This window comes from Streptomyces sp. NPDC058773 (genome assembly GCF_042746015.1).
Taxonomy (GTDB): domain Bacteria; phylum Actinomycetota; class Actinomycetes; order Streptomycetales; family Streptomycetaceae; genus Streptomyces.
Genome location: NZ_JBHYPE010000029.1, coordinates 89,958 through 102,137 on the forward strand (window position 1 = coordinate 89,958; position 12,180 = coordinate 102,137).

Consider the following 12,180-nt stretch of genomic DNA (forward strand, 5'->3'; position numbering starts at 1 on the left):
GCGGGGCACCTTATGGCGCGGACCCTGGCAGGCACGTACCGGGGCGGGGCTGTTCTAGCCCGCCGTCTCGCCCGCGTGCGGCGACAGGGTGCCCGCCGCGACCAGGGCGAAGAGGGCTATGCCCAGGAGGATGCGGTAGATGACGAAGGGCATGAAGGACTTGTTGGAGATGAACTTCATGAACCATGCGATCACCGCATAGCCGACGACGAAGGCGATGATCGTGGCGAAGACCGTGGGTCCCCAGGAGACGTGCCCCTCGCCGGCGTCCTTGAGCTCGTAGACGCCGGAGGCCAGTACGGCCGGGATGGCGAGCAGGAAGGAGTAACGGGCGGCGGATTCGCGGGTGTAGCCCATCAGCAGACCGCCGCTGATCGTGGCGCCGGAGCGGGAGACACCGGGGACGAGCGCCATCGCCTGGCAGACGCCGTACAGCAGGCCGTCCTTGACGCTGAGGTCGGTGAGGGTCTTGCGCTGCTTGGCGGCGCGGTGCCGGCCGCCGGTCTCGTCGCGGGCGGCCAGCCGGTCGGCGATGCCCAGGACCACGCCCATGACGATGAGGGTGGTGGCGATCAGCCGCAGATCGCGGAACGGGCCCTCGATGGCGTCCTTGAGCGTGATGCCCAGCACACCGATCGGGATCGAGCCGACGATCACCAGCCAGCCCATCTGCGCATCGTGATCGTGCCGCAACTCCCGGTTGACCAGGGAGCGGGCCCACATCGAGATGATCCGCCCGATGTCCTTGCGGAAGTAGATGATGACCGCCGCTTCGGTGCCGATCTGGGTGATGGCGGTGAACGCCGCACCGGGGTCGTGCCAGCCGGCGAACGCCGCGGTCAAACGGAGGTGTGCACTGGAGGAGATGGGCAGAAACTCGGTCAGCCCTTGAACAAGTCCGAGGACGAAAGATTCAAACCAAGACATGGAAAATACGCTATCCAAGGGTGATCAAGCGCTGACCTGCGCGAGACGGGAGAAAGCGGACAGTGGCGGCTGATGCAGATCACCGCCGACCCGGGCAGCGTAACGTCCGGCCATGTCCGGGCGGGCAAAGGGGCCTGTTCGTACCCTGCCCACCCCGGGGCAGCGGCGGAATCCGGCGCCCGCACCGCCGCGTTCAGCGCCCGCGCAGCGCCTTCCGTTTGCGCCAGGCCACCACCAGCGCGGCCAGCCCGCTGACCGCGATGAAGCCCAGGGCGAGGAGGAAGACCGGCGAGGTGGGCGTCGTGGCCCGCGCACCGGCGATGGCGTACGCGGCGGTGTTCGGGATGCTGCCGAGCGCTGTTGCGAGAAGGAAGGGGAGCCAGCCCATACGGGAGACCGCGGCGCAGTAGTTGGTGGCGCAGAACGGCAACCCGGGGAAGAGCCGGAGGGCCAGCATCGAGCGGAAGCCGTGCTCGCTCAACTGCCGGTCGGCGGCGGTCAGCCAGCGGGCTCGCAACAACGGACGCAGAGCGTCCTGCCCGAGAAGCCGGCCGAGCCCGAAGGCCATCCCGGCGCCCAGCACCGTCCCGGCGAGGGCGGCGGCCAGTCCGGCCTGGCCTCCGAAAAGGGCACCCGCCGCGAGATTGAGGACCGGGCGCGGCACGAAGGCGGTGGTGCACCCGCCGTAGGCCGCGGCGAAGACCAGCAGGGCGGTCGGGCCGGACAGCCGGTCGGGCCAGCCGTCGGTGAGGAGCTGCTGCGGCCGCCACAGCAGCATCGCGGCCGCGGCGCAGGCCAGCAGGGCCAGCAGCAGCCCCAGCCGGGCCCAGGGGGAGAACAGCACACGCGAGCAGCGCGCGGCGAGGCCGTCGGGCGTTGCGGCGGGCGGGAGCATTCCGGGAGCGTAACCGACGGCGGTGCCAAGCGGCGTCCCCAGGCACGCCGCCGCCTTGCCGCCTCCGGGGCCGGATAAATCGTTCGACGCCGGGGCGGCCGACCGGCACCATAGGACGCATGTCCCGGTACGCCTTCCTCGCGCTCCCGTCCGCAGTCGCGGACGCGCCGAAGGCTGCCGTCGACCCCCTCGCGGCCCTCGCCGCAGCGGACTTCGCACCCGCAGGCGCCGATGCGGTGGCCGCGGCCACCGCCGTCGCAGCAGCCGCCGTCCCGGCCGCCGCAGCGACCGACGGCGCACGAAGCTGACCCTCTCCGGATCGTCCGGCGGACCCCGCAGGGGGAGGGTCGGCCGGTTCCAGGGGTCCCCACGGCGCCAAGTCGCCGTTCTCACCGCATTGTTGCGAGGAAGAACACCATGCCCAAGACGGCATTCGTGCGCACCAAGCCGCACCTCAACATCGGCACCATGGGCCACGTCGACCACGGCAAGACCACCCTGACCGCGGCCATCACCAAGGTCCTCAGCGACCGGGGGAGCGGGACGTTCGTGCCGTTCGACCGGATCGACCGGGCCCCGGAGGAGGCCGCCCGCGGCATCACCATCAACATCTCGCACGTCGAGTACGAGACCGGCACCCGGCACTACGCCCATGTCGACATGCCCGGCCACGCCGACTTCATCAAGAACATGGTGACCGGTGCGGCGCAGCTCGACGGCGCGATCCTGGTCGTCTCCGCGCTCGACGGGATCATGCCGCAGACCGCCGAGCACGTGCTGCTCGCCAAGCAGGTGGGCGTCCGGCACATCGTCGTGGCCCTCAACAAGGCCGACGCCGGCGACCCGGAGCTGACCGACCTGGTGGAGCTGGAGGTGCGCGAACTGCTGAGCGGCCACGGCTACGACGGGGAGCACGTCCCCGTCGTACGGGTCTCGGGGCTGCGCGCCCTGGAGGGCGACCCGCGCTGGACGCAGGCGATCGAGGCGCTGCTGGACGCCGTGGACACCTATGTCCCGATGCCCGAACGGTATGTCGACGCGCCGTTCCTGCTGCCGGTGGAGAACGTGCTGACCATCACCGGGCGTGGCACGGTCGTCACCGGAGCCGTCGAGCGCGGCACGGTGCGGATCGGCGACCGGGTCGAGGTGCTCGGCGCGGAGACCGAGACGACGGTCACCGGTCTGGAGACGTTCGGCAAGCCCATGGAGTCCGCCGAGGCGGGCGACAACGTCGCGCTGTTGTTGCGTGGGGTGCACCGTGACCAGGTGCGCCGCGGGCATGTCGTCGCCGCGCCCGGCAGCGTCACACCGCGGCGCCGTTTCACCGCCGAGGTGTATGTGCTCTCCACCGAGGAGGGCGGCCGCCGGACGCCGCTCTCCACCGGCTACCGGCCGCAGTTCTACATCCGTACCGCGGACGTGGTCGGCGACCTCGACCTCGGCGAGCGGGGCATCGCCCGTCCCGGCGAGACGGTGACGGTGTCGGTCGAACTGGGCCGCGAGGTGCCGCTGGAGCGGGGTCTGGGCTTCGCCATCCGTGAAGGCGGCCGGACCGTCGGCGCGGGCACGGTCCGCACCGTCGAGGAGTAGGACCGCAGGTCAGCAAGTGCGCCCGGCGCCTCCCCGGTGCCGGGCGCAGCCGCTCGCTGTCCCGGGGACAGACGGAGTGCGAGACTGCTCGCCACGGATGACGAGGGCGATCCGGCCGCGCCGCGCCTTGCGGGCGGCCGGCCGGACGGGCGGCGCGAAGGAGACCCCCATGGCGGGCACGGCACTGGTCCTGGGCGGCGGCGGGCTCACCGGCATCGGCTGGGAGATCGGGATGCTCGCCGGGCTCGCCGAGGCCGGTGTGGACCTTGCCGGTGCCGATGTCGTCATCGGCACCTCCGCCGGATCGGTCGTCGGCGCCCAGCTCACCTCCCGGCAGCTGCCCCTGGAGGAGATGTACCGACGCCAGCTCGCCGTACCGGATGGCAGCCCGGCCGCCCGGATGGGACCGGCCGCGCTCGCCCGGTTCGCGGCCATCGCGCTGCGCTCCCGCGACACGGTCTCCTTCGGCGTACGGATGGGGAAGCTGGCGCTCGCGGCCCGTACGGTCCCCGAGGCGGAACAACGCGCGGTGATCGCCCGGACCCTGGGGATGACCGACTGGCCGGCCCGCCGGCTGATGATCACCGCGGTGGACGCGGCAACGGGGGAGCGCACCGCGTTCGACGACACGAGCGGGGTGGCGCTGCTCGACGCGGTGGGCGCCAGCTGCGCGGTCCCCGGCATCTATCCGCCGGTCAGCATCGACGGCACGCGCTGGATCGACGGTGGGGTGCACTCCACCGCCAACGCCGATCTGGCCACCGGATACGGCCGGGTGGTGGTCGTCGCGCCGATGGCGGCCTCCGGCGGGCCGATCGCCGGACCGCGGGCGCAGGGCGAGCGGCTGGCGCGGGACGGCGCCCGGGTGTCCGTGCTCACGCCCGACCGCGCGGCCCGGTCCGCGTTCGGCCGCAACGTCCTCGACCCCGCCAAGCGCGCGGACGCGGCCCGCGCGGGACGCCGGCAGGCCGCCGTCCATGCGGCGGAGATCCGGCGGGTCTGGTCGGACTGACCGGCGCCCCCGTGCCCGGAGCAGGAGCGCGGAGCCGCACCGGCACAATGGGGCCGTGGACGAAGCACCCGAGCCGATACCCGTCACCCGGACCGTGGACTGCGGCACCGCCAAGCTGCTGCCGGACGTCGACCGGCCCCGCGCCTGGCTGCTGACCGTGGACGGCGCACCGCAGTCGTACGTTGACCTCGACGCCCCCGCCCACCTGGAGTTCGAGTACGTGCGCCGGCTGGCACACGTACTGGACGAGGCGGCCGCACCGGGACGGCCGCTCGACGTGCTGCATCTGGGCGGCGGAGCGCTGACCCTGCCGCGCTACCTCGCCGCCACCCGTCCGCATTCCCGGCAGGACGTCGTCGAGGCCGACCGCGGGCTGCTCGCCCTGGTGACCGAGCGGTTGCCGCTGCCCGGCGCCTGCGGGATCACCGTGCATGCCGAGGACGCCCGTACGGCGCTGGAGGCGGCGCCGGAGGACAGCGCCGATGTCATCGTGGCGGATGTCTTCGGCGGATCACGGGTACCGGCCCAGCTCACCTCGGTCGAATACGCACGGGCCGCCGCGCGGGTGCTGCGACCGGACGGCTGCTACGCGGCCAACCTCGCGGACAGCGCCCCGTTCGGCTTTCTGCGCGGCCAACTCGCCAATTTCGCCACCGTCTTCGAGCATCTGGCACTGATCGCCGAGCCCTCGGTGCTGCGCGGCCGCCGGTTCGGCAACGCCGTGCTGCTCGCCTCGCGCGCGCCGCTCCCCGTCGCCGCCCTGGCCCGGCGGACGGCCGGTGACGTTTTCCCCGCCCGCGTCGAACACGGCACCACGCTGCGGCGGCTGATCGCGGACGCGGCCCCCGTGGGCGACGCCGAGGTGGTGGCGTCCCCGGTGCCGCCGGACGGCGCGTTCAGCGTGGGCTGAGCCCGGTCCGCTCCGGCGCGGGGCCGCCGTGACCGGTCACTCCGTCCCCGCGGGGTCCGGTTCCGCCGCACCGGGCGCGCGGGAGGCCGGTGCCCCGGCGGCCGGTTCCGTGCTCGTACGCCGCGTCAGACGCCGGACACCGGGCACGCACAGGACCGCCGCCGTCAGCAGCACGATCAGCGCCGAGCAGCCCCACAGCGCCGCCCTCCGGCCGATCAGGTCCTGGACCGGGCCGGCCAGCGCGGTGGCCGCCGGGACCAGGGCCAGGGACCCGAGCCAGTCATAGGACGAGACCCGGGAGAACTTCTCCTCGGGGATCTCCTGGTGCAGCGCCGTCATCCACGTCACCGCGAAGACCTCGATGGCGATTCCGGTGCCGAACATGATCGCGGAGAGCCCGGCCGCGGGCAGCGGGACGGCGAGCGCGGCGGACGGCAGGGCGAGCGGGAAGACGCACAGCACCCCGGTCAGCAGCATGCGGTGGGGTGCGACGCGCGTCATCAGCAGCGCGCCCGCCGCGGTGCCCACCCCGAACGCGGCCAGCGCCAGCCCCCAGGGCCCGGGGCCGCCCAGATGCTGCTCGGCGACCAGCGGTCCGTAGACCGCCTCAGCGGCCGCCACCACCGCGTTGACGAGGGAGAACTGCACCACCACCGCCCACAGCCACGGGCGGGAGACGACCTCGCGGAAGCCGTCCCGCAGGTCGTGCAGCATCCCGCCGCCGGGGGCCCGTTCGGGGACCCCGCGGACGTCGAGGAAGGCGCGCAGCGCCGCAGCGAGAGCGAAGGCGGCGGAGTCGACGGCCAGCACCCAGCCGGGCCCGACCGCGGCGACCAGCGCGCCGCCCAGCGCCGCACCGCCGATGTTCGCGCCGTTCATGCCCATGCGGAACACGGCGAAGGCACGCCCCGCCCGGTCGCCGGAGACGCCGGCCAGCACCATGCCTTCGGAGGCCGGCGCGAAGAACGCCTGCCCCGTGCCGCCGAGCGCGGCCAGCAGCGCCATCTGCCACAGCCGCGGCTCCCCGGCCAGTACGAGCAGCGCCAGCAACCCCTGGGAAACACAGCTGAGGGCGTTCGCGGCGACCATCACGCGATGCCGGGGGAACCGGTCGGCGACCGCGCCGCCGATCAGCAGGAAGCAGAGCAGCGGGACCGTCCGCGCGGCGGCGACCAGGCCGACATCGGTGGCGGAACCGCCGGCGCCGAGCACCGCGAAGGCGGTCGCGATCAGCGCGCCCGAGCTGCCGAGGTTCGCGATCACCGTGGCGCCCGTGAGCAGCAGAAAATTGCGCCCCGCCCATGCGGGGACGGCCTTCACCAAGACCGCACCGGCCGGGAGGGTGCCGTGGCGGACCGCTGCCTGCCCGAGGCGTCGGGCCGGTGCCCGGGGTGTGCCGGACACGTCATCCGCCCGGCTCCGCTGTGCTGTTGTCCTGCCCACATGGGCGTCAACGATATGCGGGACGGGGCAGCGGACGGCAGCGGGGCGTCACTCGTTGTACGGCTACGGCACGCACCGGCCGAGGCCGGCTCTTCACACCTAAGCTACCGCTAGGTAACATGACTCCATGTCCTCCGAGACCCTGCCGTCGATCGGCGAAATGATGGCGGCATCCGTGCCGATGGCCCGCACCCTGAACCTCGAGTTCACCGAGACCACCGCCGAGCGCGCCGTGGTCCGCCTGCCCGACCAGCCCGACTTCCACAACCACGTCGGCGGCCCGCACGCCGGCGCGATGTTCACCCTCGCCGAGTCGGCGAGCGGCGCCATCGTGATGGCGGCCTTCGGCGACCAGCTCGGCCGCGCGGTGCCGCTGGCCGTACGCGCCGAGATCGGCTACAAGAAGCTCGCCATGGGGCCCGTCATCGCCACCGCCGAGCTGGGCCGGCCGGTCGCCGAGGTCGTCGCCGAGCTGGACGCCGGGGAGCGCCCCGAATTCCCGGTGAACATCGCCATCACCCGCGAGGACGGCGCGGTGACCGGCGAGATGAGCATCGTGTGGACCCTGCGCCCCAATAAGTGAGCCGCCGCTCCATGGGGCCTCTCGCGGCCCGCCGTGCACCGCGCGGCGGGCCGTCGTCGCGTCCGGACGCCAGATGTTGCGTACCGCACGTGGATTCGGCCCCGGGGTGGCCCGATCAAGTACGCTTCCCGGGCGCGCTGCGGTGCGCCAGGGGATCGACCGGCACGGTGTTCACGGATGTCGGGTCACGGCCCACGGGGCCCTACACCAGCGGAGGAATCGGCGTTGCACATCCAGGAGTGGCTCGAGTCGGTACCGGCCGTGAGCGTCTACCTCCTGGTGGGGGTGGTCATCGGACTGGAGAGCCTCGGTATCCCGCTGCCCGGTGAGATCGTCCTCGTCAGCGCCGCGATCCTCGCGGCGACCCAGGATCACATCAATCCGTACGTGCTGGGCGCCTGTGCGACCGCCGGCGCGATCATCGGTGACTCCATCGGGTACCTGATCGGACGCAAGGGGGGCCAGCCCCTGTTGCAGTGGGCGGGCCGGAAGTTCCCCAAGCACTTCGGCCCCGACCATGTCGCGATGGCCGAGGCGAAGTTCGACAAGTGGGGTATGTGGGCGGTCTTCTTCGGCCGCTTCATCGCACTGCTGCGCATCTTCGCCGGACCGCTCGCCGGCGTGCTGAAGATGCCGTACTGGAAGTTCCTGATCGCCAACGTCCTCGGTGGCATCGTCTGGGCCGGTGGCACGACCGCGCTGATCTACAGCGTGGGCATCGTCGCCGAGTCCTGGCTCAAGCGCTTCTCCTGGCTCGGCCTGGTCGCCGCTCTGCTCTTCGGCCTCTGCTCCTTCCTGCTCATGAAGCACCGGGCGAAGAAGGCCGCCGCCGCCCGCGAGGCGGCGGAGAGCCCGGTCGCGGCGACGGTCGACTGAGCGTCCGGACGGCGGCTCGTGTCCTAGGGGCCGTACGCGACGACTGTCCGTGAAAACGGGCAGTTGACCGTATCGGTGGTGCAACACGGCCACGGGCAAGAGGCTTTCGGGCCCGGCGCGAAGGGCTGCCGCCTCAGGGCATCAGCCAGACGTCGGGTCCGCCGTTCCGCCACTCGAAGACGCCGGTGTCGTCCCAGACGAAGGTCGTGGCACAGAAACCGGCCCGGCGCAGTATCGCGGCCACGTCACCGGGGCGCAGCGCCCGTCCCAGATCCTGTCCGTAGAGCGTCACACGGCGACCGCCCGTACAGGGCGGATGCACGATCACGGGGGCACGCTTCATACGCCCAGCATGCGGCCGGCCCGTCATCGCCGCATCCTGAAAGTGGCGCTCCCGTCACACAGCGTGTTCAGTCGCCGGGCGGTCAACTGCCGGGGCGGTGCCGGGCGGGCACCGGCCGTTCCGGCCCTCAAGGCCCCGCCCGCAGCCGTGAGAAGAACGGGTGCGGCGGTACGCCCGGTCCGCCGGGCCGCCACCACGGGTCCTCCTGCGGAGGGTCCGGCAGTGGTTCCCCGCTGCGCACCTCACGCCGCAGACCGGCCACCATCTCGCGGGCGCCGGCGATGAACAGCGGGTCCCCGATGAGCTTTTTGGCCGCCAGCGCCTTACGGCAGGCCTCCAGCGCCGCCCCCGGCTTCCCATGGACGCGCTCGGTCGCCGCACAGGCATAGAGGACGGTCGAGTACAGCCAGAAGTCGCCGTCCGAGTGCCGGTTCTCCCAGGCGTGCCGGGCCGCCGCCTGCGCCCGCTCCGCGTCGAGCGAGGACAGGGCGAGGGCGAGCAGCGCCCAGCTGTGGGCCGGCCCCGGACCGAACCACGGGTCCCTGGAGCGGTGCCCGGCCGCCTCCTCCAGACAGGCCACCGCCGCCGCGGAGTTCCCACGGCGCAGCGCCAGTACCCCGTGCGCATGCGCGATACGGGCCAGCCCGTCGGCGTCCGCATGCATCACGGCCGCCGTCCACGCCTGGTCCAGCAGCGCTTCCGCGGCGCCGGGCGCATGCTCCTGCGCCGCGAGATATCCGGCCAGCCACAGCGCCCTGGCCCGCAGCGCGGTGTCGTCCCGGGAGAGCAGCAGCAGCCGGTCCAGATGCGCCCGGCCCTCCCGGCGGTGGCCGCAGGCCGCCCAGTGGAACCACAGCGACACCGCGATCTCCAGCGCGCCCAGCGCATCCTCCGCGTCCTGCGGGGGCCGGGTCAGCGCCGCGTCGAGATTGGTCCGCTCGTCCGCCACCAGGCGCACGGCGACCTGCTGGTCCGGGCCCTGCCAGGCGATCTGTGCCTCGGCCGCGAGCGCTGCACAGGCCTGCCGGAACCGGCGCAGCGCCGCGGACTCCTCGCCCGCCTCGCGCAGCTGCGTCCGCCCGAAGTCCCGGGCGGCGCGGGGGAGTCGGTAGCGCGGCGGCAGCGCCGCGCCGGTGTCGTCGTGCGCGCCGCCGTCCCGTACGCGTTCGAGGACGGAGGCGCCGACGAGCCGCTCCAGCGCGCCGTCGACCGCGGCCGCAGGAACGTCACAGCTGGTGCAGACACAACCGGCGAGCCAGGGATCGAAGTCGCCGGGCAGCACCGAGAGCCGCGCCCAGACCCGCCGGTCGGTGGGCGAACAGAGGGCGTAACCCGCGGCCTGCGCGGCGTACAGCGAGGTGTGCCGCACGGTCGCCGCGGGCCCCGAGTAGTACAGCGGGCCGTCCGCCCCCACCTGCGCCGCGAGCTGCGGCAACGACATCCGGTCCAGCTGCTGCGCGGCCAGCGCGATCGCCAGCGGCGAGCCCTCCAGGGCCTGGCACACCGCCGCCAGCAGCTCCGGCGCGGCGGCTCCGGCCCGCGCGGCCAGCAGCTCGACGGCGGGGCCGGCGGTGCCCTCGCCCAGGGTCACCGGCAGCGGTGCGAGCTCGACCACCCGCTCCTCGGGCAGCCCGAGCGCGCCCCGCGCGGTCACCACGATGCGCAACGCAGGATCGGCCCGGAGCAGTTGCCGTACGAGCCGTGCGCACTCGTCGCGCAGCGGGTCGCAGTCGTCCAGCAGCACGGTCGAGCGATGGCGCCGGCAGTGCGCGGCGAGCCCGGCGATCGCCGTATCGTCCGCCGGAGCAGGCCCTGTTGGGACATCCGGCGGCCCTGCCGCGCCGGGCACCGGCTCGCCGACGCGGGACCCGGCGGTCCGCCGGACGAGAGCCGTCGCACTGTCCCGGCGGGCGCCGTCCCCTGGTTGGGCCGCCCGGAGCAGCGCCGCCACCAGCCCGCCCTCGGCCGGTCCGTCCCAGCAGCCGACCCGGAGGACCGTGCCGTCGTGCCGGGCGGTGTGTTCCTCCAGGACGGCGCGGGCCAGCACGCTCTTGCCGACTCCCGCGGCTCCGGTGAGTGTCACGAGCGGGGCGCTCTGCAGCAGCCCGGACACCAGATCGTGCTCAACTGCCCGTCCCACTACGCCGGGCAGTGGCCGGCGATCGGCCCTCGCGGTCATCCGTCATCCCCAACCACGGCACAATGCCGCGCCCTTCGGAAGTGGGAACCAACCTTGCCAGAACCGACCGACCGGTAAACAACCCGTGGCCTCATCGAACGAGGGAAACGTGGCCGGTGCAATTGACGTGCCGGGACGGTCAAGTGGGGCGCGGGGAGTGCGGATCGGCAGGTCAGCGTGGCAGAAGACGGGGCCGGGGGCGCTGCGGACGATCTCACCGTCGTGTCGTGCGACCGGTGCCGCAGTGGCAGCGTGACTGCCCGCGGCCGGCCCGAGGAACCACGGCCGGCCCGAGGAACCGAGGAGAACGTCCCGATGAAGCGCCTGCGCGTCCGCGTCGCGGTGAGTGTGGTGGCCCTGGGGCTCCTGGCCGGCTGCGCCGGACGGAACACCGTCGACGCGGCGAGCGTGCCCCGACGGCCGGCCGCGGACGCCCTCAACGGACAGCCCCGGATGGTGCCGCCCCGCGGCCCGCGCTCGTCCTTCACCGCGTTCCGTACGACCGGTGGCGACGGCACCCGGGTCGTACGGACGACGTGGCACGGCCGCAAGTCCGGTGTCACCGGCGACATATGGGCCTGGGTGCCGCCGCAGTACCACCAGGCGCGGTACGCACGCAGCGGCTTCCCGGTGCTGATCGCGCTGCCCGGTGCCTACGGCTATCCGTTCAACTACTGGGCCGGGGCGGACTTCGCGCTGGAGGAGCGGATCGCGCGGTGGTCGCGGCAGGGCCGGACGCTGCCGTTCATCGTCGTGATGCCGGTGCTCAATCCCGGCCGGACGTATTACGACGGCAGCGACATCCCGGGGCAGCCCAAGATGGGCAGCTGGCTCACCGAGGACGTACCGGACTTCGCGCGGGCCAACTTCCGTACGTACGACAGCCGTGACGGCTGGGCCTTCATGGGGTCCTCCTCCGGCGGCTTCGCCGCGCTGAAGGCGGTCCTCAAGGAACCGCGGAAGTTCAAGGCGGCCGTCGTCAACGGTCCGGACACCGCGCCGGATTCACCGCTGTGGCAGGGGTATCCGGACGAGATGCGCGCCAACGACCCCCGCCACCTGGCACGGCGGCTGGCCGCGGGCCACGGACTGCCGGTCTACCTCGCCTTCGAGCTCGGCAGCAGGGAGGCGGCGGTGCCCGATGTGAAGCGCTTCATCAAGGACTACACCGGCGGGCCGGTCCACTCCACGCTCTTCGAAATACCGCACGGCGGGCACAGCGGGCACACCTACATCCGGCGGATGGCCGACTCGCTGCACTGGATCAGTGAGCGGATGCAGGGCCCCGTACCGTCGGTGTGACGCACCGTCGCCTGGCCGGACGCGCGGGGGGTGCCTCTATGTCTTTCGTCAAGCGAGGCGTGGGGTTCGGGGTTCGTAGAAGGTGCTGTCGCGGAGCATCGCGAAGAGCACGTTGATCCG

Annotated in this window: 12 protein-coding genes; 7 read left to right on the top strand and 5 right to left on the bottom strand. The window is 73.0% G+C overall.

Features of this window, described 5'->3' with window-relative positions:
* Positions 1-54: 54 nt before the first annotated feature.
* Positions 55-927, bottom strand: a complete 873-nt coding sequence (locus ACFW5B_RS23945) for an undecaprenyl-diphosphate phosphatase (protein ID WP_386443075.1) — start codon at positions 925-927, stop codon at positions 55-57.
* Between the two features lie 193 nt (positions 928-1,120).
* Positions 1,121-1,822, bottom strand: coding sequence for a TVP38/TMEM64 family protein (locus tag ACFW5B_RS23950; RefSeq protein WP_386443078.1), 702 nt, complete (start codon positions 1,820-1,822; stop codon positions 1,121-1,123).
* A 119-nt stretch (positions 1,823-1,941) separates the two neighbouring features.
* On the opposite strand from ACFW5B_RS23950, the gene ACFW5B_RS23955 reads away from it, so the two are divergent.
* From ACFW5B_RS23955 to ACFW5B_RS23970, 4 genes are all read left to right on the top strand, one after another.
* Complete coding sequence (locus tag ACFW5B_RS23955) at positions 1,942-2,130, top strand: hypothetical protein (RefSeq protein WP_386443081.1); 189 nt, start codon at positions 1,942-1,944, stop codon at positions 2,128-2,130.
* Positions 2,131-2,239: 109 nt separating this feature from the next.
* Complete coding sequence (gene tuf, locus ACFW5B_RS23960; protein ID WP_386443083.1) at positions 2,240-3,412, top strand: elongation factor Tu; 1,173 nt, start codon at positions 2,240-2,242, stop codon at positions 3,410-3,412.
* Positions 3,413-3,581: 169 nt separating this feature from the next.
* The gene (locus ACFW5B_RS23965) at positions 3,582-4,424 is read left to right on the top strand and encodes a patatin-like phospholipase family protein (protein WP_386443086.1); all 843 of its coding nucleotides are present in this window, start codon (positions 3,582-3,584) and stop codon (positions 4,422-4,424) included.
* Positions 4,425-4,479: 55 nt separating this feature from the next.
* Positions 4,480-5,334: a spermidine synthase gene (locus tag ACFW5B_RS23970; RefSeq protein WP_386443088.1), complete on the top strand. Its 855-nt coding sequence runs from the start codon at positions 4,480-4,482 to the stop codon at positions 5,332-5,334.
* A 36-nt stretch (positions 5,335-5,370) separates the two neighbouring features.
* Here the strand turns inward: ACFW5B_RS23970 and ACFW5B_RS23975 are convergent, their stop codons facing one another.
* Positions 5,371-6,654 (bottom strand): MFS transporter, encoded by a 1,284-nt coding sequence (locus ACFW5B_RS23975; RefSeq protein ID WP_386443114.1) that lies wholly within the window; start codon positions 6,652-6,654, stop codon positions 5,371-5,373.
* A gap of 250 nt (positions 6,655-6,904) precedes the next feature.
* On the opposite strand from ACFW5B_RS23975, the gene ACFW5B_RS23980 reads away from it, so the two are divergent.
* Both ACFW5B_RS23980 and ACFW5B_RS23985 read left to right on the top strand, forming a co-directional pair.
* Entirely contained in the window at positions 6,905-7,360 is a 456-nt protein-coding gene (locus ACFW5B_RS23980; RefSeq protein ID WP_386443091.1) for a DUF4442 domain-containing protein, read from the top strand.
* Between the two features lie 225 nt (positions 7,361-7,585).
* Positions 7,586-8,236 (top strand): DedA family protein, encoded by a 651-nt coding sequence (locus ACFW5B_RS23985; RefSeq protein WP_386443094.1) that lies wholly within the window; start codon positions 7,586-7,588, stop codon positions 8,234-8,236.
* Positions 8,237-8,369: 133 nt separating this feature from the next.
* Here the strand turns inward: ACFW5B_RS23985 and ACFW5B_RS23990 are convergent, their stop codons facing one another.
* Both ACFW5B_RS23990 and ACFW5B_RS23995 read right to left on the bottom strand, forming a co-directional pair.
* Entirely contained in the window at positions 8,370-8,579 is a 210-nt protein-coding gene (locus ACFW5B_RS23990) for a hypothetical protein (RefSeq protein ID WP_386443097.1), read from the bottom strand.
* A gap of 127 nt (positions 8,580-8,706) precedes the next feature.
* Positions 8,707-10,758: an ATP-binding protein gene (locus ACFW5B_RS23995; RefSeq protein WP_386443100.1), complete on the bottom strand. Its 2,052-nt coding sequence runs from the start codon at positions 10,756-10,758 to the stop codon at positions 8,707-8,709.
* Positions 10,759-11,073: 315 nt separating this feature from the next.
* Between ACFW5B_RS23995 and ACFW5B_RS24000 the strand changes: the two genes are divergently transcribed.
* Complete coding sequence (locus ACFW5B_RS24000) at positions 11,074-12,060, top strand: alpha/beta hydrolase (protein WP_386443103.1); 987 nt, start codon at positions 11,074-11,076, stop codon at positions 12,058-12,060.
* Positions 12,061-12,180 lie beyond the last annotated feature (120 nt).